The sequence below is a fragment of the Methylocella sp. CPCC 101449 genome, assembly GCF_031921685.1.
In the GTDB taxonomy this organism is placed as follows: domain Bacteria; phylum Pseudomonadota; class Alphaproteobacteria; order Rhizobiales; family Beijerinckiaceae; genus Terripilifer.
In genome coordinates, this window is sequence record NZ_JAPDHU010000002.1 from 431,422 (window position 1) to 457,023 (window position 25,602).

Below are 25,602 nucleotides of genomic sequence, written 5' to 3' on the forward strand. Positions count from 1 at the left end.
ATCCGGGTTTTGTTGCGGCCTGGCGTCGCGCCTCAATCCGTGCAGGTGCCCGGGAACACCCGTAGAAACCGTAATTCACTATTGAAATTTGTCCGGCGCCCTGAAACAACGCAACCGAATTGAGGCAGACGCGACCCGCCGCGACACAGCGGATCGAAGGTCGCGCGGAAAAGGGTCGAGGGACGCCATGGTGAAGCATATCGGTGAGCCGGCGCGCCGCAAGGAGGACGAGCGGCTCATCACCGGCCAGGGGCAATTTGCCGACGATATCACATTCCCCAAATTGGCACAGGCCTATGTCCTGCGCTCGCCGCACGCCCATGCCGCGATCCGCAAGATAGATACGGCGGCGGCCCGCGCCATGCCGGGCGTCCTCGCCGTGGTCACGGGCGCCGATCTGGTCGAACAGGGTTTAAAACACATTCCCCACGGCACCGGCGGGTCGAAAGTCGGTTACGACGTTCCGCTGCGCAACCTCGACGGCTCGGAACGGCTGATCACCCGCCAGATGCCCTTGCCGGTCGATCGCGCCCGCTATGCCGGCGAGGCGGTGGCCATGGTGGTCGCCGAGACTTTGCTGGCGGCGCGTGACGCGGCCGAAGCCATCGAGATCGATTGGGATGTCTTGCCGGCCGTGGTGCGCGGCACTCAGGCGATCGGGACCGATGCGCCGGCACTGTGGAACGAGGTGCCGGCCAATCTGCCGCTCGATTCCGAGATCGGCGACAAGGCTGCCACCGACGCGGCCTTCGCCAAGGCGGCGCATAGGGTGTCGTTCAAATCGGCGATCCAGCGCGTCACCGGCGTGCATATGGAGCCCCGTGCCTGCATCGGCGAATGGGATGCGAAAGCGAACAAATATACGCTCCATGCCTCGCACGGCATCGGCGTCGTGCAGATGCGTTCCGACGTCGCCCATGCGCTGAATGTCGCGCCGGAACAGGTTCGCGTCATCGCGCCCGGCGATGTCGGCGGCAATTTCGGCACGCGCAACGCCACCTATCCGGAATTCGTGCTGGTGGCCCATGCGGCGCGCCTCGTCGGTCGCCCGGTCAAATATGTTGCCGAGCGGCAGGATGCGCTGCTGTCGGATTTTCAGGGCCGCGATCTCGATATCGACATGGAGCTGGCGCTCGACGCCAAGGGCAATTTCCTGGCCGTCCGCTCGGTCAATACGGGCAATATCGGCGCGCATACGGCATCTTTCGTGCCTTTGAACAAAGGCTCGCAATTGATGACGAGCCTGTACCGGGTGCCGGCCGCCTATGTGCGTGCCCGCGCCGCTCTCAGCAACACGCCGTCGACCATTCCCTATCGCAGTGCCGGCCGGCCGGAGGCCATGTATGCGGTCGAGCGCATCATCGATCTGGCGGCGCGCCAATGCGGGTTCGATCGGGTGGAACTGCGGCGGCGCAATCTCATTCCGCCGAGCCAGCAGCCGTATCGCAATCCCTTCGGCGTGGTTTATGACAACGGCGACTATCTCGGCGTCATGCGCCGGGCGTTGGAACTGGCGGATTGGAAGGGCTTCGAAAAGCGCCGTCGTGAAGCGCGCAAGCGCGGGCTCTATCGCGGCATATCGATCGCCAATTATATCGAAACGACCAGCGGTGCGCCGCGCGAGCGTGCCGAAGTGACGATCCTCGAAGACGGTACGGTCGATGTCATCATCGGCACCCAGGCTTCGGGCCAGGGACACGAGACGAGCTTCAGCCAGGTGGCTGCCGATTGGCTGGGCGTGCCGTTTGAGAAGGTGCGGGTGCGCTCGGGCGATACGGATTTCGTGTTGGCCGGCGGTGGCTCCCACTCCGGTCGTTCCATGCGCCATGCCAGCATCGTCATCGGCGAGTCCGTGAAGCAGATCGTCGAAAAAGCCCAGCGTGTGGCCGCCATCATGTTTCAGGCGCGGGCCGAGGACATTGAATTCGCCGACGGCGCCTGTCGGGTGAAGCGGACGGACCGGTCCGTCACCCTGGCCGAGATGACCGCTTTCACCATTCAGACCTCGGCGCTGCCCGAGGATTTACGCGGACCCTTGAAGGGGGCTTGCGATCGGGTCACGCCGGGCCTTGCCTTTCCCTATGGCGCGGCGGTCTGCGAACTCGATGTCGACCCGGAGACCGGCTCTTTGAGCTTCGTGCGCTATACGTCCGTCGATGACGTCGGCGTCGCGGTCAATCCGATGATCCTGCATGGCCAGACCCATGGCGGCATCGCCCAGGGCGTCGGCCAGGCGCTGATGGAACAATGCTGGTACGATGCCAAGGACGGGCAGAACCTGTCGGCCTCGTTCATGGACTATGCCATGCTGCGCGCCAGCGATCTGCCGAGTTTTACCACTGATTTGAGTGAAGTGGCGGCCAACAGCCATCCCCATGGCATGCGGCCGGGCGGGGAAGGGGGCACGACGCCGGCGCTGGGCTTGACGATCAATGCGATCGTCGATGCCTTGGCCGATCTTGGCGTCACGCATATCGAAATGCCTGCGACGCCGCATAAAATCTGGCAAGCCATCCAAGCGGCCAAGCATCGACAGGCAAGCTGAGAATTTCCATGCGAGTGAAGCGCATCGTCAGCAATATCGCGGTCTCGGACATGACGGCCGTGCGGTATTTCTACGAGACGCTGCTCGGCCTCGATCCAGCCATGGACCTCGGCTGGATCGCAACGCTCACATCAGATGAAACGATGCGAACGCAAGTCAGCCTGATGACCGAAGGTGGTTCGGGCACGCCCGTGCCGGCTTTGTCCATCGAAGTCGATGATGTCGAAGAAGCGCACAAGCGTATGCGTGAGGCAGGCATCGCGATCGAATATGGCCCTGTCGATGAGCCTTGGGGCGTGCGGCGCTTCTACGTGCGTGATCCGATGGGCACACTCGTCAACATCCTTGCCCATCGATAGCCGAACATCTCGATACGATCATTTTCATCGTGCAGAAAATCATCTGCACTGTTGAACCATGACAAGCATCAGCGTAAGACCCCGCGATTGATTCTTGATAGAGGGGCCGATGTCGCGGATTAAGGTAAGCGTGCGCAAGTCGAAGAAGCACGGTCGTGGACTTTTCGCAGACGAACTCATTCCAAAGGGCACCGTCGTTATCCACTACGCAGGTCAGAAGATTTCTAAGAAGGAAGGCGCGCGCCGCGCTCGCTTCTACGATTCGATCGGCTACTGCCCGCTTTTTAATTTCAATGAAAAATATGACATCGATGCGCTGGTCGGTGGCAACGAGTCGATCTACATCAACCACTCGAAACGCCCCAACATGGCCGCTTATGCCTGCCGCTCGAAGATTTCGTTCGAGACGCTGCGTGATGTCGCGCCTGGCGAAGAGCTGCTCTTCGACTATGGCTTCACGCCTGAAAGACCAAAGAAATTTACTTAATCCATATTGAGCATCGCCGCGATCCTGCCTATGGGTAGGATAAGCGATGAACGAGACGGAGCCATGGTGCGACGCGAGGACACAGAATCTGATCGCGTCGGCGACCTTGCGTCCGGCGACTTTGAACTGTTCCGGCATCTGCCGCATCTGCTGCGTCGCGCTCATTTCGAGGCGGAGGCACTCTTTCCCTTGGTCTATGGCGAAGAAGTCACGTCACGCCAATTGGCGTTGCTGACGGTCGTTGGCCAACGCCCTGGCTTGTCGCAGAGCGCCGTCGCTCAGCAGATCGGGATCGACCTCAACACCTGCAGCGATCTGGTCGCGCGCCTCGTTGCCAAGAAACTGCTGCGTCGCGAGCGCTCGCAGATCGACGGGCGCACCTATGCGCTGCATCTCGCGCCCAAGGGGGCGCGCGCGTTCGAGGAAGGCATCGAGAAGGCGGCCGCCTATCGCGAATCCGTCGCACGCCGCCTGTCGCCAGCCGAGCACGAGCGGCTTGTGGTGCTGCTGCGCCGCCTTCTTGGGCTTGAAAGTTCGAAACTTTAGGCAGCACCTGCCGCACATTCCAGCAATCGGTTGATTGACAGCCATTCGGGCTTTTGCCAGATTAAACTACGAATACGTAGTAATTTGTCGACCAACGCGAGAGAGGCAAGAGATGGGTGGCGAAAGATGAGCGGGTTGGTGGCGTTTGATCCTGGCAATTACCGCTATCTGCCCGGTGGCTTCCAATATTCCGCCGCTGTGATCGCCAATCCTGGCTGGGAGATCGAGCGCGCCCGTTTCGCCCAGCCGGTGCCGCTGGCAGAGGGGTTCGCCCGCATCGAAGCGCATCTCGCTTCGATCGGCCGCGCGCCGACGGCGCTCTGCGCTTGCGAGTTGCGCTCGCCCGAGCCTTTGGTCGAAGCCGCCTTCGTGGCCTTCAATCGCGGCTATGTGCAGCCCCTCGAACGCTGGGGGCTTTATCGCGACGAGGCCAATCCGGTGGCGCGCTGCAATCTCTGTCCCGAGCTGGGTGGCCTCACCGGGCCGAGCTTCTATGCGTTCAGCTACACGGTGCCATCGGCATCGAAGGCCGCGAGCTTCATCACATCTGGGGCGGCCGAATGTCCAGATCGGCCGAACTATCGCGATAGCATCACCCGTCTTGGCGAGACCTCGCCTGATGCGTTGCGCGACAAGGTGCATTTCGCACTCGGCGATCTCGAAACGCGCTTCTCGCCGATGGGCGTGTCCTGGGCCGATGTGCTGAACGTCAGCCTCTATACGGTGCATGACCTGCATCACGTGATGGCCGAAGAGTTCGGCCGCCGTGGCGCTTTGGCAGGCGGGCTGAACTGGCATTTCGTGCGCCCGCCCGTTCAGGACATCGAGATTGAAGTTGATGCGCGTGCCGTGCGCCGTGAACTCGTGCTGCCGTAACACGAGCGCCGAACACAGAGTCATTTATCGCCCTCACGACGAAAGGGGATATGCATGCCAAGTTCAATCAGAATGCGTATGGCAGGCCTTATTGCGGGTTTGTTTCTGGCCGCGGGGCCGGTAGCTGCTCAGGCACCATCCTTCTCTTCAGGCCCCGTCCGCTTGCTTGTGGGCTTTCCAGCCGGTGGCACGATCGATGTCGTCGCGCGGCTCCTGGCCGAGCAGATGCGCGTCGATCTCGGCACGCAGATCGTCGTCGAGAACATGACGGGTGCCGGTGGTCAGATCGCCGCGCAGGCGCTGAAGCGCTCAGCGCCCGATGGTCACACGCTGATGGTGGCGCCCGATCACACCATGGTGGTGATACCTCTTACCATGATCAATCCCGGCTTCGATCCGCTGGCGGATTTCGCCGCCGTCGGCCAGATCGCCGATTATTCCGGCGCCATGGCTGTGGGCGCGGGTAGCGATGTCAAAGACCTCGATGGCTTTCTTAAGAAGGTCCAGGCCGATCCGAAACTCGGCAGCGTCGGCATCGCGGCCGCCGGCAGCAAGCCGCAGTTCGCCCTGCTGGCGATCTCGCGCGAAAAGAAAGTTTCGCTCAATCCGGTGCCTTATCGCGGTTCCGTGCCGATGGTGCAGGATCTCGTCGGCGGCCATCTGCCGTCAGGCATCACGGCGCTCGGCGACTTCCTCGAGCAGCATGCCGGCGGCCAGCTTCGCATTATCGCCGTCACCGACGAGAAGCGCGTGCAGCAACTGCCCAACGTGCCGACGGCGGTGGAGCAGGGCTATCCGATGAAGCTGAATTTCTGGCTCGGCATGTTCGCGCCTGCCAAGACGCCGGATGCGGTGATGGCGGCATTGTCGGCATCCATGCTGAAAGCCCTGGCGCAGCCAGCCGTGACGGAACGCATGAGGGCGCTCGCCTTCGAGCCGCGTCCGAAGCCGCCGGCTGGTATGACCGAAGAAATCACAGCCGACATGAAATATTGGGGGCCCCTGGTCGAGGCCTCCGGCTGGGTTAAGCAGTAAAGAGAGGCAAGAGCATTCAGCTCTTGCCGACCGCTTTGCGCAGCACCGCCTCGGCACTGGCCGGCGCCGCGTTCGCCGTCCAGACCACATATTGGTCGGGCCGCACCAGCACGAGCTTGCTCTCATAGTCCTGCCGCCCATCCGCATAGGTATCGCGGATGGCTTTGAAGGGAATACCGAGCGTCTTCGCGGCCGCTTCGAACGCGGCGACGGTTTTGTCGTCGACATCGAAGGCGAGCAGAGTGAAGCCTTCGCACAGCTCCTCATAGATATCGCGACCGTTGGAGAGCGGTTGCGGCGTCAAGTGGTGGCCGGGACGAGCTTTCAGCATATGCGCGCCATGGGCGCTGCATTTGCCATCAGGCGGTCCGAAGATGACGGACGAGCCTTCGAAATTGGGCTCGTAACGCGCGGCCATGCGGCCGTCCTCGATTTCCTTCTGCTTCCAGGCAGCCTCGAAGGCTTCGCGATCGATCGCCGGATCATAGGTGTTCAAGAATTTGCCTTCGGCCTCGATGCGCGAAGCGATGAAATCCTCGCCGGTCTCCTTGAACACCGGGCGCCGCTCCTCGCTATAGGAGGGCACGAGGCCCGCGCCGCCCCAGCCGGCAAGCGCGCCCCACAGTTTCCAGCCGAGATTGCGTGCGTCTTCCAGACCGTTGTTGAGCCCGAAGCCGCCATAGGGCGGGTGGCTGTGCGCGGCGTCGCCGGCGATCAGCACGCGGCCGACCTGATATTTGTCGGCGACGGCGACGCGCAGGTCCCAGAAGCCGAGATGGTCGAACTCGGCCTTGAACTTGAAGCCGGTGGCCTTTTCCAACACGCCCTGGAAATCGAAATCCTTCCTTTGCGCGGCCTCCGCCGGCACCGGCGAATGGAAGAAGAAGCCATTGCCGACGTCGATACGGCCGAAGAACTGCCAATAGCCGTTCAGGGCCGGGTCCATGACGCGGTAGGTGGAGCGTTCCGGAAAGCGCTTCAGCCGTTCGTGCAGTTCCGGCGACCGGAACACGGCCAGCATCATCACCTGATCGAAATCGGTGCCGCCGCGTTCGATGCCAACCTGGGCACGGATCGTCGAATGGGCGCCGTCGCAACCGACGAGATAGTCGGCTTCGATCGTCTCTTTGGCGCCGTTCTCGTCCGCGATGTCGAGGCGGACGCTCTTGTCATCCTGTTCCAGTCTGCTGGCGGTCCAGCCGAAGCGCTGCTCAACGGAAGGAACGGTGGCAAGCTTGCTGCGCAGCACATCCTCGGTCTGATATTGCGGCAGCCGCTCATTATCCTGGAAGAAATAGCGCCGCACGGTCTCGCGGCCTTCGTGGGCGTGCCAGTATTCGCTGGTCAGGCTGCGATAGGCGTTGACATTGCCGATCGGATAGCCCGGCGGCATGACGCGCGCGGCGCGCAACTGGTCGACGATGCCCCAGAAGTAAAAATGTTCGAGGGTGCGCTGGGTCAGGTTCTGTCCGCGCGGAATACGATGGTGGCGGGTGCGCCGCTCGATGAGCACGCATTTGATGCCACGCAGCCCGAGATCGAGCGCCAATCCCAGGCCAACCGGGCCACCGCCAACGATAGCCACTTGAAATCGCTTGTTCATTTCCACCCCGCGCCTTGTTCTTTGTGTTCGGCGGGAAGGTTTTAGCGTCTCTGCGCCGCAAGGGCGAGTGCTTAGCCATTGCTTTTATGGGAAGGCGCCTAGTGGTGTGGATGGGCGTGCGGTGGCTGGCCCAACACATAGGCCTGAGAGGCGAGCGCGCGTTGCCGCAGCTTGTCGAGATCGACATTCAGCATACGCCCCTGGCGCTTCACCGCCTGTCCGGCGACGAGAACCGTATCGACATTACCGGGATGCGCCGCCAGCACCACGGCGGCGATGGCATCGGAGACGGGTGTGAGATTGAGGTCGTCGGTGCGGATCATGACGATGTCGGCCTGCTTGCCCGGCGTCAGCGAGCCGACCTTGTGGCTCAGGCCGTTGGCCTGCGCGCCCGCCATGGTGGCGAAGGACAGCACGTCGCGCAGCGACAGAGCCGGGGGGCGATCGAGGCGCGAGTGCTGGCCGCCGACCCATGAACGGTAATAGGCGAAGGCATGGCGCATCTGGGTGAACATGTCGCCGGAGCATTTCGTCTCGGTGTCGCCGCTCAGGCTGGGCCGAATGCCGGCGGCGAGCAGGCGATCGAAGGGAATGTCGCCGATGCCCTGCGCATTCATCTCGCAATGGACACCAAGCGAGGCGCTGACCCCCGCATCCGCCATCATCTTGATTTCGTCGTCGCCGCAGAAGCAGCAGTGAACGAACGTGAGATCGTCTCCGAGCACGCCGGCGGCCTGCATCTGCGCGATGGCGCGCACGCTGCCGTTGCGCGCATAGGCGCCCATATGAATGGTCGAGCGAATGTCGAGTTCCCGCGCCAGTCTGAGATCTTCAAGCCAGACATCGCGTTGCGCCATTTCCGGTCCGCGCGCCGCCATGGCGAGCGTCAGGAGCTGGTCGTCGGAGGCGAAATACTGTTGCCGCAGGCGGCGAATGTCGTGCGGATGCGGCCGCTGGCTGTCGAACATCCATGAATCGCCCTCGATCAGCGGCCAGCCGTGGCCGAAGACGCCGCGAATGCCGGCATCGCGCAGGCCGAAAATAGCGGCATCGGAATGTTCCGGGCTGTTCTGCACATGCGACCAGTCGAGCATGGTCGTGATGCCGCTCTCCAGAGCCGCGACAGCGCCGAGCAGCGTGCCGACATAGACATCCTCGGGTCGATAGGCGGCGCCTTTGGCGCCGAGCATTTCGCGGAAATAGATCAGCGGATCGATTTCCGCATAGCGATGACGCACGCAGGTCTGCCAGGTGTGGCGATGCGTATCGACGAAGCCGGGCAGGACGATCATGCCACTGGCATCGATGCGTTCGGCCTGCGGCGCTTCGATTTGTGGTGCTACCGCGACGATCCGCTGCCCCTCGATCAGAACGTCGCCCTGGCGAAAGTCGCCGATGGACGGATCCATGCTGATGATCCAGCCGCCGCTCAGGAGAGTAGGTTGTCGATCCATCTTATGGCCTCAACCATGTATTGATCTGCGCCTCAGCCTCGGCGAGGCGACCGACGTCGGTGCTCGCCCAGGCGACGTAACCGTCAGGGCGCACCAGCAGGGCTTTGATCCCGTCCAGCTCCGGCGGTACGCGACCGAGGCGCACGCGATGGACGACGAGCGGGCGCCCGGCGACCGGAAGCGCGTCGAACTGGCGGCTGTAGCCTTCGAGATCGAGCAGAACGAACTGGCGCTCGCGCAGCAGTTCGGTGATGTGCATGGAACGTCCATCGCGCATCGTCACATCGGCGTCGGGACAGCGTTCGCCGGTCAGCGGATGGCTGCCGGGCGCGCTGGGATAGGGCGCTTCAAGGCCGGAGAGTTCGCGCACCAGTTTACGTTGCACGTCGGGCAGGGGAATGAAGTGCTCGCTCATGCGCCGCTTCAGCGCCACGCCTTCCGGCCCGAAATTGAACTGCAGCACGCATTGCGCCTTCACGCTTTCAAGCAGCGCATGCATCACCGGCAGGCGCTCGCTGTCGTAACTGTCGAGCGTCTTCTCGTCGGCGAGGCCCTTGACCACATGAGCCAGTTTCCAGCCGAGGTTGAAGGCGTCCTGCAAACAGAAGTTCATGCCGACGCCGCTGGCGGGATAATGGATGCGGGCGGATTCGCCGACCAGGAAGACGCGGCCCTCGCGCAGGCGTGGCACGGCGCGCAGTTGATCGTCGAAACGCGAAGCCCAGCGGAAGCCCTTGATGCCGTAGTCGCTGCCGAGAATGTCGCGCAGACATTGCAGGGCTTCCTCCAGTGTCACCGGCTCGTCCTTGCTCGCATGGCGGCGATCGCGATGGACGATGTTGAAACGGGTGATGCCTTCGCCGAAGGCATAGCCGCGCAGCCAGCCCATCTCGTTGTCGGCGCCGATGGGGCCTGGCCAAGGCGTTTCCAGTTCGGCATCGATGACGATGCCCCGGAATGTGCCGGACGAACCTTCGAACGGCAGGCCCAGTTGCGCCCGCACCGTGCTGCGCCCGCCGTCGGCGCCGATCAGATAGCGCGCTTTCAAGGTGGAAAGCGTGCCCGATGGGTCGGCGACATCCACCTCGACGCCATCGTCGTGCTGGCGCAGCGCCCGCACTTCCGCGCCCCATTGCAGGTGCGCGCCGCTTTCGAGAGCCCAGCCCTGCAAAATCTCTTCGGTGATGTTTTGCGGCAGGGTCAGGCCAAAGCCGAAGCGCGTTTCCAGATATTTCCACTCGATCGGATCGAAGCCGGCCCAGATATGCGTTTTGCGGAAGGGAAAGTCCGTGATCTCGCGGGCGCGTTCGATGAAGCGCTCGGCGATGCCGCGCGCATCGAACAGTTCCAGCATGCGCGGCAGGATCGTCCCGGCGCGCGATTGTACGCCTTCCACCCGCCGCTCGAGTACGAGGGTCTTCACGCCCGACCCGGCCAGTTCCGCCGCCATGGTGAGGCCCGAAGGCCCACCACCGACGACGATGACATCCCACTCCATCATAATCTCCTTGCGCTTCTTCAAGTCGCCGGACTTTCGGCGAGGGCAGGGTCGGAGGCTTGCTCGTGCCGCAGCAGCGCGGTGTAGAGCCAGATGGCGGCGATCAAGGCGATCGTGCCGGCGCAGGCGAAGACCAGCACCATGGCGCTCGCCAAAGCGCTGGGGCCGGTGCCGTAGACTTGCTGCGCGACGAAGGCGATCAGGGTGGGACCGACGCCCTGACCCATCAGGCCATTGAGCACGAGCACCAGCGCCATCACGAGGCCCACCGAAAGCGATGGCACGGTGCGGGCAACGATGGTCGAGCCTACGGCGAGATAGGTCGTCGAACACAACACCACCAAGGCATCGAAGAACCAGAACCAGCCGATCGTGTTGGCCAGGCACAGGGAGATGGTGAAAGCGGTCAATGTGACGGTGACGATAATGCCGACGAGGGCGGCGGAGGAGGCACGGCCGCCGGTCGCCTTGCGATCCATCGCCAGTCCCGCCAGCCACAAGCCGAGCGGCCCGATCGTCAGCAGCATGCCGCCCTGGATCAGGCCGATCTCCTTCATGCCGAGATGGAACTGCCGCGTGACCACGGTGGGAATCCAGGTCGCCAGGGCAAAGTTGATCATGGCGTTCATGACCGAGAACACCAGCAAGGGAATGAAGATGTTCTTGCGCGCCATTAGATAGCGGGCGACGGCGGAGACGGCAGGTTTGTCGCTGCGGCCGGGCGCCGTCTGGCGTCCTGGATCTTTGTTCAGAAAGATCAGCAGGCCGATCGGCAGGCCGGCGAGGCCGATGATGAACAGCGTCGCCTGCCAATGCGACACCTTGCCGATGAGTGGCAGTGAATTGATGCCGGCGGCCTCGATCGCGCTCATCAAGGGACCGCCGAGCACCAGCGACAGGCCGGTGCCGAGCATGATGGCCATCGTGTAGACGGACAGCGCGCGGGCGCGGCGCGTCTCCTCGACGCCGTCGCGGATCAAGGAGTAGGAGGCGGGCGGGATCAGCGCTTCGGCGGCGCCGACGACGATGCGCGCCGCGACCAGGCCGAGGAAGACGGAGGTGGCCGCATTGGCGGCCAGAGCCAGCGACCAGATGAGGACGCCGACGACGATGATCAGGCGACGGTCGAAGCGATCGGCGAGCCAGCCCGCCGGCAGACCCACGAGAATATTGGCGACGGCGAAGGCGGCACCGATCAGGAAACTGATCTGCACGTCGCTGATGCCCAGATCGGCACGGATCGGCCCGACCATGAGCACCAGGATGTTCTTGTCGATCTGCGCCAGCATGGTCACCAGCGTCAACGTGGCGACCAGGCCCCATTGCGCCCAAGGCGCATAAGCGCTGCCCGTGTCCCTCATCATCGCCCCCTCCGGTCTCGGCCCCTCCGGCCGTTGCGGGGCGGACTATTGGGGAAGGCGAGGCATTTACAAAATTAATTGTCTCAATATTCTACATTTAACGCCTAAATGGAGGGAGCCCCATGCGGTTCAACAAGCTCGACCTCAACCAACTCGTCGTTCTCGACACGCTGCTGGCGACCCGCAGCGTCGGGCGCGCCGCCGAACAGCTCTTTTTAAGCCAGCCAGCGACGAGCTGCGCGCTGGCGCGTCTGCGCGATTATTTCGAGGACGAGTTGCTGACGCCGGTCGGCAAGACGCAGGTGCTCACGCCTCTGGCGCAGGAACTGGCGAAGCCTGTGCGCGACGTGCTGCTGCAAATTCAAACCATCACGCGCTCGCGCCCGTCGTTCGAGCCGGCCACATCGGAGCGTCGCTTCGTCATCGAGTCCTCGGACTATGTAATGAGCGTCTTCCTCACCGAAGTGGCGCGCCGTGCCGCGCTCATCGCGCCCTTGGTGCAATTCGATCTGCGCGTGAAGTCGGCGCAATCGCCGGAGCGGCTCGAGAGCGGTGAGGTGGAATTGTTGATCACACCGGAATTTTCGACCGTGCCCGGGCATCCGTCCGAGGCTTTGTTCGAAGATACGTTCTCCTGTGTGATTTGCGCCGACTATAAATTGCCCGGCGGCAAGTTGAGCGCGGATCAATATTTCAGCGCCTCCCATGTCGGCGTCGAATGGGGTGGGGGGCGGCGGATCACCATCGATGCGCAATTGCTGTCGATCGCCAAGCGGACCCGTCGCCAGGACATCATCGCGCCGAGCTTCACGCTGGTGCCCGAATTCCTCATCGGCACGACGCGGGTCGCGACCTTACCGACGCGGCTGGCGCGACAACTGGCGCAGCGATTGCCGTTGCGCGTCTTGCCATGCCCTGTCGACATTCCAGCCTTCGCGGAAAAATTGCAGTGGCACAAATATCAGGAGCGCGACCCGGCCATCGCCTGGCTGCGCACGCTCTTGCGCGAGGTCGCCGACGACATGCCGCCGGTGGACGCGCGGACTGCGAGCGCGCGCCGCCGAAAAGTCGCGGCCTAAAGTTTCGCCGTTGATAGATATTCAGCACGTCGCCGCGCGATCGCATCGCGCAGCTTGCTGCCATAGGTTTTCATCTCGTCGGTCTCGTCCTGCGTCAGACGATTGTCGATCGCCTCAATGGTGCTCGGCCGCGCCTTGGCGCGCTGCCACCAGTCCTGCAAGCGCGGCCGGTCCGCGATCCAGATGTCGAGCAGGTCGAGATAGGCGAGACGCGCGACATAGGGCACCATGTTGATGTCGCCCAGCGTATAGCCGGCGCCGACCAGCCAGGGGCCGCCGTCCGCCAAAGCGACATCCATGGCCTTGAAGGCTTTTTCGAAATGGCCGATCGCCTGAAACACGTAGGGGCTTTCGACGCCGTGTTCATAGGTCGATAGAAACCGCGCCCGTCGCTCCGGATCGCCGACATTGGCGAAGCGCACCTGCCGCTGTTCCTCGGTCATGTTCTGCATTTTGTAGCGGAAATGCGCCGAGAAGCTGATTTCGCGCGTCGCCTCGAAAATCTGTTCGTCGATCAGCTTCGACCATAGCCGCATGCGCGTGCGCGAAAAGGCATCGGCTGGCATGAGCGGCTTTTGCGGATGGGTCTCGTCGAGATATTCGCAGATGAGCGTCGACTCGACCACCGCCTTGTCGTCATCGACGAGCGTCGGCACCACGCCCTTCGGATTGAGCTTCAGATATTCGGGGCTGTACTGCTCGTTGGTGAACAGATTGACGTTCTGCATCTCATACGGGATCGATTTTTCGTCGAGCGTGATGAAGACTTTCTGGGTGCAGATGGAATTGCGCGCCGTATAGAGCTTGAGCATCGTTCCCTCACCAAATTTGCGGCAACCTTTGCAGACGGGAAGCCGAAAGCCACCTACCATGGCCGAGTGGGGGGAAGTATGAGCCAGGTCAAAAAACGGCCAAGATGCCAAAACTATTCGAGTGATCAGGAAAGCGTATCGTTCCTGCCGGCGGTCAAAGGGCGGTCGTCTTGACCCGCGCCGTCGAGATGGTAAGCCTACCATACAAATAAAAACGCTTGGACGGCGAGGGAGGAACAATGGGCAAGGTGGATCAATCGGGCTTTCGCGCGCGCCTGCTGCTGATGGCTGCCATTTTCTACGCAGCGATGACTGCGCCCTTCGCCACGGCAGCAGACTATCCGTCAGGCCCGATCCGCATCATCATCGCTCTGCCGCCCGGTGGCAGCGCCGACACCATCGGGCGTTATTTCGCCGAACATCTCAATCAGCGTTTCAAGCAGACGGTGATCGTCGAAAACCGTCCCGGCGCCGATGCGCTGATCGGCCCGACCTATGTGGCCCGCTCCAAGCCCGACGGCCTGACCTTGTTGTTCACGACGCCGTCGCTGCCGACTTTCCGCGCTCTGTTCAAGAATCCGGCCATCGACCCGGAAAAGGATCTCGTCGCCATCGGGCAGGTGGTGGAGAGCCCGTATTTCATCGCCGTGCCGGCCAACAGCCCGGTCAAAACCCTGCCGGAACTGCTGGCGCAAGTGCGCGCCAATCCCGGCAAGTTCAACGTCGCGTCCTTTGCCGCCGGCAACCGGTTGACGGTCGAGTCCTTCAAGCGCGGCTTCGGCCTCGACATGGTCACCGTGGCCTATAAGGGCGAGGCGGCGATGTCGGCGGCCTTGCAGGCGGGGGAGGTCAATCTGGGCATCGCCACGGCCGTGACGATCGTCGCGCCCGCCAAGGAGGGCAAGCTGAGAGTGCTGGCGGTAACGGGCAAGAAGCGGGCGACCACCTTGCCGGAGGCGCCGACGGTGGCGGAATCCGGCGTCACGGGGTTTGAGCCCGGACTGGTCTGGTTTGGTCTGCTGGCGCCGGTCGCCACGCCCAAGGACATTGTCAAAACCCTGTCCGACGAGATTTTCGCTTTCACCAGCCGACCGGAACTTCCTGCCAAGCTTGAGCCGTTTGGATTCGTCCCAGCGCCGACGTCCACGGCCGATTTCACCGCTTTGGTGGCCCGGGAGGCACGGAATGCCATTGAATCCGCCAAGGCGGCAGGAATCGAACCGCAATAATCGAGCCGCAATAGGTGCGTAATAGGGTTTCCCTGCGCCCTTGCATCGTGTAAGAGCCGGCACCAAGTCACAGGCTTGTAAGCGGCTCTTGCCCGCCAGACCTTGGAATTTTCATGGATACGGTACTGATCGTCATTCACCTTATGGTCGTGATCGCGCTCGTCGTGGTGGTGCTCCTGCAGCGCTCCGAGGGCGGGGCGCTCGGGATCGGCGGCGGCTCTGGCTTTATGACCGGCCGTGGCCAGGCCAATGCGCTGACCAAGGCGACGGCCATTCTCGGCACGATTTTCTTTCTCACCAGCTTGGCTTTGACCATTCTGGCCAATGTTCACCGCGCGCCGCGTTCGGTGCTGGACGGCGCCCAGCCGGCCGGTCAGACCGCGCCGGCCCAGCCCGGCCAGGCGCCGGCTTCGGGCGGTTCATTGTTTGATCAGTTGCAGCGCATGGAAACGCCGGCGGCCCCGGCAGCTCCCGCCGCACCGCAGCCGCCCCAGCCGGGTCGGTAAGCGGTTCGAGAGCGCAAAATTAGGGGCCGGTTCGCCGGCCCCTTGCTTTTGGCCGGTCGTCAGAATGACGGCTGTGAATATCCCGTGGGGCGGCACGAAAATCCTCCCCGAATCGATCGCGAAAGGATAGGTCTCGGTTCCCATGGCGCGGTACGTTTTCATCACCGGCGGCGTGGTCTCCTCGCTCGGCAAAGGTTTGGCATCGGCGGCTCTCGGGTCGCTCCTGCAGGCACGGGGCTACACGGTCCGCCTGCGCAAGCTCGATCCCTATCTCAACGTGGATCCGGGCACGATGAGCCCGTATCAGCACGGCGAGGTCTTCGTCACCGACGACGGCGCCGAGACCGATCTCGATCTGGGGCATTACGAGCGTTTCACCGGCACGCCAGCGCGTAAGTCCGACAACATCACCACGGGTCGCATCTATCAGGAGATCATCGCCAAGGAGCGCCGCGGCGACTATCTGGGCGGCACGGTGCAGGTGATTCCCCACGTCACCAACCACATCAAGGAATTCGTCCTGGAAGGGAACGAGGGCGTCGATTTCGTGCTCGTCGAAATCGGCGGCACGGTCGGCGACATCGAGGGCCTGCCGTTTTTCGAAGCCATCCGCCAGCTCGGCAACGATCTGCCGCGCAATCACTGCATCTATGTCCATTTGACCTTGCTGCCGTTCATTCCCTCGGCCGGCGAGTTGAAGACCAAGCCGACCCAGCATTCGGTGAAGGAGCTGCGCTCCATCGGCATTCAGCCTGATATCCTGCTGTGCCGCACCGATCGCGAAATTCCGCGCGAGGAGCGCCGCAAGCTCGGCCTGTTCTGCAATGTGCGCGAGAGCGCCGTGATCGAAGCGCGCGACGTCGGCAATATCTATGACGTGCCGCGCGCCTATCACGAGGCGGGTCTCGACCGCGAAGTGCTGGCGGCCTTCGGCATCGAGCCGGCGCCCAAGCCCGACATGCGCCGCTGGGCCGAAGTCGAGGAGCGTATTCACAATCCGGAAGGCCAGGTCACGATTGCCATCGTTGGCAAATATACCGGCCTCAAGGATGCCTATAAGTCGCTGATCGAAGCGCTCGCCCATGGCGGCATGGCCAATCGCGTCAAGGTGAAACTCGACTGGATCGAGTCGGAGGTTTTCGAAAAGGAAGACCCGGCACCTTATCTCGAAGGCGTCAACGGCATTCTGGTGCCGGGCGGCTTCGGCGAGCGCGGCTCCGAAGGCAAAATATTGGCGGCGCGTTTCGCGCGCGAGCGCAAGGTGCCGTATTTCGGCATTTGCTTCGGCATGCAGATGGCGGTGATCGAGGCGGCGCGTGCCTTGGCCGGCGTCGACAAGGCGAGTTCGACCGAATTCGGCCCGACCACCGAGCCGGTGGTCGGCCTGATGACCGAGTGGATGCGCGGCAACGAGCTCGAACAACGCCATGCGGAAGGCGATCTCGGCGGCACCATGCGCCTCGGTGCTTTCAAGGCGAGCCTGAAGCCCGGTTCGAAGATCGCGGGCATCTACGGCACGACGGATATCTCCGAGCGCCACCGCCACCGCTACGAGGTCAACACGGCCTACCGCAAGCGGCTTGAGGACAAGGGCCTGACCTTCTCCGGCCTGTCGCCCGATGGCTTGCTGCCCGAAACCGTGGAGTTCGAGGACCATCCTTGGTTCATCGGCGTGCAATACCATCCGGAGCTGAAGTCTCGGCCGTTCGAACCGCATCCGCTGTTCGCCAGCTTCATCGCCGCCGCCAAGGAACAGAGCCGGCTGGTCTGAAGCCACCGGCGCGGGCGCTTCCGGTGCCCGCATGCGGCAAGGTTGTCTATTTTGTATGTTAATCGCATACAGATGTCAGACAACGACTGACAAACCGACCATCTTCTGGACATCCCATGTACGACATTCGCTGGATCCGCGAGAACACCGAGGCTTTCGATGCCGGCCGCCGTCGCCGTGGCCTGGAGCCGATGGCGGAAAAACTGCTGCAGCTCGATGATGCGCGTCGTGCCGCCATCGCTCAGGCGCAGAAGGCCCAGGAACGTCGCAATGCCGCCTCCAAAGAAATCGGCGCGGCGATGAAGGACAAGGACATGGCGCGCGCCGACGCGCTGAAGGCCGAGGTCGCCACGCTGAAGGACAGCATGGCGGGGTATGAGGCGGAAGAGAAGCGCGCCATCGAAGCCTTGAATATCGAACTCGGCGCCATTCCCAACACACCGCTCGACGAAGTGCCGGAGGGCAGGGACGAGCACGACAATGTCGAGCTGCGCGTCGTCGGCGAGAAGCCGCGCTTCAATTTTGCGCCGAAGGAACATTTCGATATCGGCGAAAAGCTCGGCCTGATGGATTTCGAAGTGGCGGGCAAATTGTCGGGTGCGCGCTTCGTCGTGCTGAAAGGCGCGCTCGCGCGGCTCGAGCGCGCCTTGATGCAATTCATGCTCGACCTGCACACGCAGGAACACGGCTACGAAGAGGTCAATCCGCCGTTGCTGGTGCGCGACGATGCCATGTTCGGCACGGCGCAACTGCCGAAATTCCGCGACGATCAGTTCGCGGCCGGCGATGGCTATTGGCTCATCCCCACCGCCGAAGTTCCCCTGACCAATCTGGTGCGCGAGAGCATCGTCGACGCCAAGCAATTGCCGATGCGCATGACCGCCGGCACCTATTGCTTTCGCGCGGAGGCCGGTGCGGCGGGCCGCGATACACGCGGCATGATCCGTCAGCATCAGTTCAGCAAGGTCGAACTCGTTTCGATCACCACGCCGGAACAGTCGCGCGACGAACATGAGCGCATGTTGCTGGCGGCCGAGGACGTGTTGCGACGCCTTGGTCTGCATTATCGTGTCGTGACGTTATGCACCGGCGATATGGGCTTTGCCTCGCAGAAGACTTACGACATCGAAGTCTGGCTGCCGGGTCAGGACCGTTTCCGCGAGATTTCGTCGTGTTCGGTCTGTGGTGATTTCCAGGCTCGTCGCATGAACGCGCGCTTCCGCGATGGCGAAGGCAAGCAGCCGCGATTCGTCCATACGCTCAACGGCTCGGGCGTTGCGGTCGGTCGCGCTTTGGTCGCGGTGCTCGAGAACTATCAGAATGACGATGGTTCGGTGACCGTGCCGGACGTGCTGCGGCCTTATATGAATGGTCTCGCCACGATCAGTGTTCGCTGAGCGTAAAGACTCGGAACATGGTGAAGATTCGCTTGCCATGATTGGCTCATTTCGAGCCACCGCCATGAACGGAACCACATTTGCGCCATAAAGCGACGAGTTTGGTCAGCTTTTGCGGCGGTCTGTCGCGGGCGCGCTTTCGCGCCAATCGCGAGTCTTTCTAAAACAGCCAGTCGTTTCAGATAAATCAGTGGTTAGCCAAAGGTTATGTTGCTTCGATGCAACGGCCTCCCGCAACGAAACAGAGGCCATTTTTAAGGCACATCTCAGCCACAAAGGTCGCGTTAAACAGCGGTGTGCCCTGGCTGCGACACCGACCGCACACTGCCTTCTGGATGACCCAGAAAGCGCATTTCGGCGGGAACCAAAGCCAATGTGCGGCGATTTGGTGTTCAGCGCACAACTGCACGGGGCGCTTGGTTTTTTGAGACGAGTGAAAAGGATAACGACTATGCGCAAGACCCTCCTCACCGCCGTCGCGCTTTCGGCGATGGCTTCGACCGCGATGGCGGCCGATCTCCCGCGCCGCGCCCCGGCGCCTGCTCCGGCTCCGATGTATGTTGCGCCGATCTTCACGTGGACCGGCTTCTACGTTGGTGCTCAGATCGGTGGCGGTTGGGGCCGTAGCGAAGTGGCTGGCATCAACTACAATGCCAACGGCGTCGTCGGCGGTCTGCATGCCGGTTACAACCAGCAGTTCGGCATGATCGTTGCCGGTGTTGAAGGTGACTTCGAAGCCACTTCGATGAAGGGCTCGGCGGTCGACTTCTTCGGCAACATGTACAAGACCCGCGTGCCGTGGCAGGGTTCGTTGCGCGCTCGCGTCGGCGTTGCCGCCTTCGATCGCGCTCTGATCTACGCCACCGGTGGTGTCGCCTTCGCGAGCATCAAGAACGACGTCATCGTGCCGCCGTTCGCTTCGTCGACCACGACGACCCGCGCGGGTTGGACGGTTGGCGCCGGTGTCGAATACGCCATCGACAACAACTGGTCGGTTCGCGCCGAATACCGTTACACCGACTACGGCCGGTTTAACGTCGGCTTCTTCCCGCTGGGTTCCGCCAACACCCGCTTCCGCGAAAACGCGGTTCGCGTCGGCGTGTCCTACCGCTTCGGCGGCCCGGCCGGCCCGGTCCTCGCCCGCTACTAATCGCGGCGGTCCGATCTTCTATGAGCCGGCGGCCTTCGGGCCGCCGGTTTTTTTATGGCCTTGCTCAGGGGGAGGGGCCAATTTCACCCCCGGGATTAAGCCTTGGCCAGAATCGGCGACCCCTGTAGACACGGAACTGGGGAAAGGCCAAAGAGCGGCATGCATATTCTGATCACCAATGACGACGGCATCCACGCGCCCGGTCTGAAAGTTCTCGAAGGCATCGCCGGTCGGATGGGCGCCAGCCGGATCACCGTCGTCGCCCCGGAGACCGACCAGTCCGGCGTCGCCCATTCGCTGTCGCTCAACGATCCGTTGCGCCTGCGTGAGGTCACGCCCAATCATTTCGCCGTGCAGGGGACGCCGACCGATTGCGTCATCATGGCCATCCATAAAGTGCTTGATGGCGCGCGACCCGACGTGGTGCTCTCTGGCGTCAACGCCGGTCACAACGTCGCCGAGGACGTCACCTATTCCGGCACGGTCGCAGGCGCGATGGAGGCGGCGATTCTCGGCATTCCCGCCGTCGCCCTGTCGCAGAGTTTTGCGCCCGGCGGCCGCGACATGATTCCCTGGGACAATGTCGAAACCCATGCGCCGGGCATCCTGCGCCGCCTGCTCGAACTCGGCATCCCGCAAGGGACGTTGGTCAATCTCAACTTTCCGCGTTGCTCGGCGAGCGAGGTGCGCGGCATTTCGGTGTGCAGCCAGGGCAAACGCGACGCGGCGCTGCTGCGCATCGAGGAACGCTTCGATGGCCGCCATCGTCCTTATTATTGGATCGGCTTTCAGCGCCAGACGTCAGCTCCAGGGGCGGGCTCCGATCTGGCGGCACTGGCCGACAACCGTATTTCCGTGACGCCGTTGCGCATTGATCTCACCGATCGGGAGGCCATGCAGAAATATGCCGGTGCCTTTGCCTGATGTCTTCTTGGGGATGACGCCATGAACGGCGGCGTCCCCGCGACCACGCCGCTGTCGGCCACCGACCAAGCGCGCATGGCATTCGTCCTGCGGCTGCGGGGCCGGGGCATTTCCGATCTCAGGGTCTTGCGGGCGCTCGAAACCATCCCGCGCGAATTGTTCGTTCCGCACCGGCATGTCGATCTCGCCTGGCGCGACCTAGCCCTGCCGATCGCCTGCGGCCAGACCATGCCCGAGCCGTTTCTCGTCGCCCGCATGCTCGAAGCCTTGAAACTGCAGCCCTCGATGCGCGTCTATGAGATCGGCACCGGCTCCGGTTACACCACGGCCATTCTGGCGAATGTCGCCAGCGAGGTTCTGTCCTGCGAGCGCTACCAGACCTTGGCGAGCCAGTCGGCCGAGCGGCTGCGTCAGATCGGGTTGGAGAATGCCCGGATCGAATGGCGCGATGGATTGGCGCCGCCGGAAGGGGCAGGGCAGTTCGATCGCGTCCTCATCCATGGCGTGCTGAACGAGATCCCTCGCCAGATCGGCGCCCTGATCCATGGGGCGGGCTTGATTATCTGTGCCCGCTCGGATGCGTCCGGCCAGGTCCATCTGGTCAGTCTGCGCCGCGACGCAGCCGCCGAGGATGGCTACGAAACGACCGTCATCGCCCCCTGCCGATTGACGCCTTTGGTGCCTGGAAAATCCCTTCCGCTTTAGGATCGGACCACGATCAAGCATCTGCTGGCACGTATTGTTACAATATAAAACTCAACTTTTTCAGTCGCATATATCTATTTGGCGGCGAATTTTCGGAAAATTCTGACAAATCGATTCATCATAAACCCCGTCTTAACCGACCGCGCATTTAATGAATCTGCGAACGTGAATGCGTGGTGTGCGGGTAAGCAAATGAGTGCAAGGTCCAAATTTTCCTCAGTGCGCATGCCAATGCGCTTTGCCCTGATGAGCGCGACCGCGTTATTGATCGCCGGTTGCTCCGACTCTTCCAGGCTAGCCGATCTCACTGGTGGTGTTGATCGCACCGCCACAGGCTCTGTGCCGCGTCCGCCGGACTCGGTGAACAGTGGCGGCTATCCGATGGCCCAGCAGGCTGCGCCCGCGCCGGTGCGCTCTGCCTCGATCCAGTCCTCGCCGTTGCCACCGCCTTCGGTGCCCTCGCGGCCGAACTATTCAGCGCCGGCCGCCGCCAGTCCGCAATTGTCTTCGGCCGCGCCCGCGCAGCATGTGGCGACGACCGCCAGCACGGGTGCGCGCTCTTCCGGTCCGTGGACCGCCGCTGGCGGCACCACCATCACCGTCGGGCAGGGCGACACGGCTGGCGCCTTGTCCAATCGCTATGGCGTGCCGCAGGACGCTCTGCTGAAAGTCAACGGCCTGTCGTCGGCCTCGCAGATCCAGCCCGGCTCGCGCGTCATCATTCCGATTTACAGTCTGTCTTCGTCGCCCTCGACGTCGCAGCAGGCTCAGGCAGCCAAACCGGAGCAGCGTCCGGCTCCGGTCGCGGCCGCCAAGCCCGAGCATAAGCCGGCGCATGTCGCCGAGACCAAGCCCGCGCCCACTGCCAAGCCGAAGATGGCCGAGGTCAAGAAGCCCGAGCCGGCCCGCAAGCCGGAGAAGGTGGCCGAGAAGCCCGCCGAACCGGTGAAGGTGGCGAAGGTTGAGCCGAACGCGCGCCCGACGAAGGTCGACGCGACACCGACCGCCAGCGTTCCGGCGCAGGCTCCCGAGGTTAAGCCGGCTGCCACCACCGCCAGCGCCGATGACGGCAAGCCCGAATTCCGTTGGCCGGCCCGTGGCCGCATCATCCAAGGCTTCAAGGCCGGTGGTAACGACGGCATCAACATCGCGGTGCCGGAGGGCACGGCCGTGAAGGCGGCTGAAGGCGGTGTCGTCGCCTACGCCGGCAGCGAACTGAAGGGCTATGGCAATCTGGTTCTGATCCGCCACCCCAATGGCTTCGTCTCAGCCTATGCCCACAACGGCCAGCTCAGCGTGAAGCGCGGCGAAAGCGTGAAGCGCGGCCAGACCATCGCCACCTCCGGTCAGTCGGGCAACGTGTCTTCGCCGCAGCTCCACTTCGAACTGCGCAAGGGTTCTACGCCGGTCGATCCATCGAGCTATCTGGCGGGTCTCTAAGATCTGAAAGTTTGCTTCGGTCGCCGCGAGACACGTGCACCGAGCAAAAGAAGGGCGGCGGGGTCCAAAGAAAGGCCCCGCCGCCTTTGCATTTGCGGTCTGCGCAATCTGATGTTGCCTAATTTCTAGTCGCCGTGCAGCGTCATGGCGAAGGTGAAATCAGAATCATGTCCGCGTCTCGCTCTCTCGACCGTCTCGGTCTCTTCCTCACACTCGGTTTTTGCCTGTCCTGGTCGGTGCAGCAGGTGGCTGCCAAACTGGCCATGCCGGAAGTGCCGGCGCTCACCCAGGCGGCGGTGCGCTCGGTCGGCGCCTGTCTTGTCGTCGGCATCTGGATGTGGCTGCGCCAGCCCGACGTGTTTCGCCGCGATGGCACGCTCGCCAGCGGCCTGATCGCCGGCTTTTTCTTCGCGCTCGAATTCCTGCTGCTGTTTTTGGGTCTGCAACGGACGACGGCGAGCCACGCCATTCTGTTCATCTACACGGCGCCGCTGTTCGTTTCTCTCGGCGTGATCTGGGTCGCGCCGGACGAACGCTTGCGCTTGTCGCAATGGCTGGGTCTGGCGCTGGCTTTCATCGGTGTCGCTTTGGCATTGAGCGTTTCGTTCAGCGTGTCCAAGGACATGCTGATCGGCGACGTACTGTGCCTGCTGGCGGGGCTTGGCTGGGCGATCACCACGCTGATCATCAAAGGCACCAAACTCAGATTCGCGCCGGCTTCGAAGATATTGCTCTATCAGCTTGCCGTATCATCGGTTTTTCTGGTTCTTGCAGCTCTGCTGAAAGGTGAGAGCCCAAGCTTCTCGATCTCCGCTCTGGCCTATGCCTCGCTGGCCTATCAGACGATCTGGGTGGCCGCGATCACCTTCATGGGCTGGATGTGGCTGGTCGCGCACTACCGCGCCGCCGAACTGTCGGCGCTGACATTCCTCACGCCGGTGCTCGGCGTTCTCGCCGGCTGGGCCATCATGGGCGATCCGCTGCCGCCGCAATTCACGCTCGCGGTGGCGTTGCTGATCCTCGGCCTCTTGCTGGTGAGCTGGCCGCGCAAGGCGACGCAGCCCCAAGGGACATAAGCGTCAGCCGGCGAGAAAGCCGCCATCGGTCGACAGAACATGTCCGACGACAAAACTGGCTTCGTCGGACATCAGCCAGACGACGGCGGCGGCCACTTCTTCCGGATGACCCATCCGCCGCAACGGCAGACTGGCGGCCACGGTGCGCATGTCGGCGATTCCCGAGCCGAGCATCATGTCGGTGACCACGCGGCCCGGCGCGACGGCGTTGATGCGAATGCCCGAAGGCGCATATTCCATCGCCGCCGCGCGCGTCAGCGATATGGTCGCGGCCTTGGAGGCGCCATAGAGCGCCAGTCCCGGATTAGGGTTTCGCATGCCGCTGACGCTCGTATTGTTGACGATCGTGCCGCCACCGGATGTGAGCAGTGCGGGAATCTCATGGCGCAAGGCGTAAAAGACCGCGCGGACATTGGTGTCGAAGACCCGCGCATAGACATCGTCGGTCTGTTCGGCGAGAGGCGCGCGCCGTTCCTGGAAACCGGCATTGTTGAACACGGCATCGAGGCGCCCGAACTGCGTCATCGTTCGCTCGATCGTGCGGGCCATGTCCGCTTCCTGAGTGACGTCAGCGGCGATGAACAGGGCGTTCGTGCCCAATTGTTCGATGTCTTCGGCGAGAGCTTCACCTAGTTCTTGCCGTCGCCCGGTGACGACGACGGTTGAGGCGCCTTCCGATGCCATCATCAAAGCCGTGGCGCGGCCGATGCCGCTGGTGGCGCCGGTGACCAGGCAGATACGGCCTTTGAGCCGCCCGGCCGGCGCGCGAAGAGGTGTCGGGCCGGCAAGATCGACGAGCGAGGGAGAAGTTTTGATTGGCGAGGTTGTCATGGGCGAGGCCTCACGAAACGCTGTTCCAAAACTTCCTTGCCCCATTGGGTGCCGGACCATTCTTCCACGCAAGTGAAGCCATGCGCTTCATACAGGCGGCGGGCGGCGGAAAGACCGGCGAAGGTCCAAAGATGCGTTTCGGTAAAAGCTTTCTCGTCCACGAAGGCGAGGGCGGTCGAAAGCAGTCTGCGGCCGACACCGCCGCCGCGCACGCGATCATCGACAATGAACCAGCGCAGATGGGCGACATCTTTGTCCAAGTTCTTTCGATTTAAGTCTTCACCGTCGATCGCGATCGAGCCGATGATCTGGCCGTCTTGCATGGCGGCCCAGATCGCATTGCGCGGGGTTCCCAGGCGACCGCAGAAATCGGCTAAACCGCTTGCCACAACCGATTCAAAACGCTGCCCAAAACCGGACTCGCGCGCATAGTAGAGCGCGTGCATCTGCACGATGCGCGCGATGAGGCCGGGCTGATAGCCGGCGACGATCTCGATGCGGGGAGGGGTAGCGCGCTCATGCGCGATGACAGTGCCATCCGCATCAAGCGCATCGGTATAAAGGCGTAGTCCCTCCAGCACGGTGCGGCCCTGGCCGGGTTTCAGGCGGTCAAGCGCATTGGCGACCTGCGTGCGTGCGAAGGTGTGGATCGCCGCAACCTGTTTTTTACCTGTAGCCGTGAGGGACAGAATTTTGACGCGCGCGTCCTCGCCGGTTTCCTCCTTCACGTCGCCGGAGTCGACCAGCTTGCGCAGCATGCGGCTGACGCTCGATTTTTCCAGGCGTAGGCGCGCGCCCAGATCGCGCGCGGTGACGCCGCCTTTCTCGATCTCGATCAGCGCATGGACGGCGGAGGGCGAAAGATCTGTGCCGGCGAAATCGCCGCCGCCCATGAAACCCAGTTCACGCACCATCAGG

Annotated in this window: 23 protein-coding genes; 16 read left to right on the forward strand and 7 right to left on the reverse strand. The window is 62.8% G+C overall.

The window, feature by feature from the left end; genetic code table 11:
- The first annotated feature begins 187 nt into the window (after positions 1–187).
- The 6 genes from OIM99_RS12670 to OIM99_RS12695 all read left to right on the forward strand — a co-directional run bounded on the left by OIM99_RS12670 (position 188) and on the right by OIM99_RS12695 (position 5,848).
- Positions 188–2,545, forward strand: a complete 2,358-nt coding sequence (locus OIM99_RS12670; RefSeq protein ID WP_311850776.1) for a xanthine dehydrogenase family protein molybdopterin-binding subunit — start codon at positions 188–190, stop codon at positions 2,543–2,545.
- Between the two features lie 8 nt (positions 2,546–2,553).
- On the forward strand, positions 2,554–2,904 hold the full coding sequence (locus OIM99_RS12675; RefSeq protein ID WP_311850777.1) for a VOC family protein: 351 nt from the start codon (positions 2,554–2,556) through the stop codon (positions 2,902–2,904).
- 109 nt (positions 2,905–3,013) lie between these two features.
- Positions 3,014–3,391, forward strand: a complete 378-nt coding sequence (locus OIM99_RS12680; protein WP_311850778.1) for an SET domain-containing protein — start codon at positions 3,014–3,016, stop codon at positions 3,389–3,391.
- Between the two features lie 63 nt (positions 3,392–3,454).
- The gene (locus OIM99_RS12685) at positions 3,455–3,937 is read left to right on the forward strand and encodes a MarR family transcriptional regulator (RefSeq protein ID WP_311850779.1); all 483 of its coding nucleotides are present in this window, start codon (positions 3,455–3,457) and stop codon (positions 3,935–3,937) included.
- Between the two features lie 138 nt (positions 3,938–4,075).
- Positions 4,076–4,813, forward strand: coding sequence for a hypothetical protein (locus OIM99_RS12690; RefSeq protein WP_311850780.1), 738 nt, complete (start codon positions 4,076–4,078; stop codon positions 4,811–4,813).
- Between the two features lie 78 nt (positions 4,814–4,891).
- Positions 4,892–5,848 (forward strand): tripartite tricarboxylate transporter substrate-binding protein, encoded by a 957-nt coding sequence (locus OIM99_RS12695; protein WP_311850781.1) that lies wholly within the window; start codon positions 4,892–4,894, stop codon positions 5,846–5,848.
- A gap of 16 nt (positions 5,849–5,864) precedes the next feature.
- On the opposite strand, the gene OIM99_RS12700 is transcribed toward OIM99_RS12695, so the two are convergent.
- From OIM99_RS12700 to OIM99_RS12715, 4 genes are all read right to left on the reverse strand, one after another.
- Positions 5,865–7,451 (reverse strand): FAD-dependent monooxygenase, encoded by a 1,587-nt coding sequence (locus OIM99_RS12700; RefSeq protein ID WP_311850782.1) that lies wholly within the window; start codon positions 7,449–7,451, stop codon positions 5,865–5,867.
- Between the two features lie 98 nt (positions 7,452–7,549).
- The gene (locus tag OIM99_RS12705) at positions 7,550–8,905 is read right to left on the reverse strand and encodes an amidohydrolase family protein (RefSeq protein WP_311850783.1); all 1,356 of its coding nucleotides are present in this window, start codon (positions 8,903–8,905) and stop codon (positions 7,550–7,552) included.
- A gap of 1 nt (position 8,906) precedes the next feature.
- Entirely contained in the window at positions 8,907–10,403 is a 1,497-nt protein-coding gene (locus OIM99_RS12710) for an FAD-dependent monooxygenase (RefSeq protein ID WP_311850784.1), read from the reverse strand.
- Positions 10,404–10,423: 20 nt separating this feature from the next.
- A complete protein-coding gene (locus OIM99_RS12715) occupies positions 10,424–11,767 on the reverse strand; it encodes an MFS transporter (RefSeq protein WP_311850785.1) in 1,344 nt (447 codons plus the stop codon).
- A 119-nt stretch (positions 11,768–11,886) separates the two neighbouring features.
- On the opposite strand from OIM99_RS12715, the gene OIM99_RS12720 reads away from it, so the two are divergent.
- Positions 11,887–12,843, forward strand: coding sequence for a LysR family transcriptional regulator (locus OIM99_RS12720; RefSeq protein ID WP_311850786.1), 957 nt, complete (start codon positions 11,887–11,889; stop codon positions 12,841–12,843).
- On the opposite strand, the gene OIM99_RS12725 is transcribed toward OIM99_RS12720, so the two are convergent.
- Positions 12,840–13,655 carry a glutathione S-transferase family protein gene (locus OIM99_RS12725; RefSeq protein WP_311850787.1) on the reverse strand — a complete coding sequence of 272 codons (816 nt, stop codon included), beginning with the start codon at positions 13,653–13,655 and terminating at the stop codon, positions 12,840–12,842. The two genes, OIM99_RS12720 and OIM99_RS12725, sit on opposite strands and share 4 nt — an antisense overlap.
- 239 nt (positions 13,656–13,894) lie before the next feature.
- Between OIM99_RS12725 and OIM99_RS12730 the strand changes: the two genes are divergently transcribed.
- From OIM99_RS12730 to OIM99_RS12770, 9 genes are all read left to right on the forward strand, one after another.
- Positions 13,895–14,884, forward strand: a complete 990-nt coding sequence (locus OIM99_RS12730; RefSeq protein WP_311850788.1) for a tripartite tricarboxylate transporter substrate binding protein — start codon at positions 13,895–13,897, stop codon at positions 14,882–14,884.
- A 113-nt stretch (positions 14,885–14,997) separates the two neighbouring features.
- Positions 14,998–15,390, forward strand: a complete 393-nt coding sequence (gene secG / locus OIM99_RS12735) for a preprotein translocase subunit SecG (protein WP_311850789.1) — start codon at positions 14,998–15,000, stop codon at positions 15,388–15,390.
- Between the two features lie 142 nt (positions 15,391–15,532).
- On the forward strand, positions 15,533–17,161 hold the full coding sequence (locus tag OIM99_RS12740; RefSeq protein ID WP_311850790.1) for a CTP synthase: 1,629 nt from the start codon (positions 15,533–15,535) through the stop codon (positions 17,159–17,161).
- A 116-nt stretch (positions 17,162–17,277) separates the two neighbouring features.
- Entirely contained in the window at positions 17,278–18,558 is a 1,281-nt protein-coding gene (gene serS / locus OIM99_RS12745; RefSeq protein ID WP_311850791.1) for a serine--tRNA ligase, read from the forward strand.
- 451 nt (positions 18,559–19,009) lie between these two features.
- Entirely contained in the window at positions 19,010–19,708 is a 699-nt protein-coding gene (locus tag OIM99_RS12750) for a porin family protein (protein ID WP_311850792.1), read from the forward strand.
- Between the two features lie 159 nt (positions 19,709–19,867).
- A complete protein-coding gene (surE, locus tag OIM99_RS12755) occupies positions 19,868–20,632 on the forward strand; it encodes a 5'/3'-nucleotidase SurE (protein WP_311850793.1) in 765 nt (254 codons plus the stop codon).
- 21 nt (positions 20,633–20,653) lie between these two features.
- Entirely contained in the window at positions 20,654–21,337 is a 684-nt protein-coding gene (locus OIM99_RS12760) for an rRNA adenine N-6-methyltransferase family protein (RefSeq protein WP_311850794.1), read from the forward strand.
- 381 nt (positions 21,338–21,718) lie between these two features.
- Positions 21,719–22,777, forward strand: coding sequence for a M23 family metallopeptidase (locus OIM99_RS12765; protein ID WP_311850795.1), 1,059 nt, complete (start codon positions 21,719–21,721; stop codon positions 22,775–22,777).
- A 167-nt stretch (positions 22,778–22,944) separates the two neighbouring features.
- Positions 22,945–23,853 carry a DMT family transporter gene (locus tag OIM99_RS12770; RefSeq protein WP_311850796.1) on the forward strand — a complete coding sequence of 303 codons (909 nt, stop codon included), beginning with the start codon at positions 22,945–22,947 and terminating at the stop codon, positions 23,851–23,853.
- 3 nt (positions 23,854–23,856) lie between these two features.
- Here OIM99_RS12770 and OIM99_RS12775 read toward each other — a convergent pair whose 3' ends face one another.
- Positions 23,857–24,684 carry a glucose 1-dehydrogenase gene (locus OIM99_RS12775; protein ID WP_311850797.1) on the reverse strand — a complete coding sequence of 276 codons (828 nt, stop codon included), beginning with the start codon at positions 24,682–24,684 and terminating at the stop codon, positions 23,857–23,859.
- Positions 24,681–25,598 carry a GNAT family N-acetyltransferase gene (locus tag OIM99_RS12780; RefSeq protein WP_409371531.1) on the reverse strand — a complete coding sequence of 306 codons (918 nt, stop codon included), beginning with the start codon at positions 25,596–25,598 and terminating at the stop codon, positions 24,681–24,683. The genes OIM99_RS12775 and OIM99_RS12780 overlap by 4 nt, the downstream gene beginning before the upstream one ends.
- Positions 25,599–25,602: the final 4 nt, after the last annotated feature.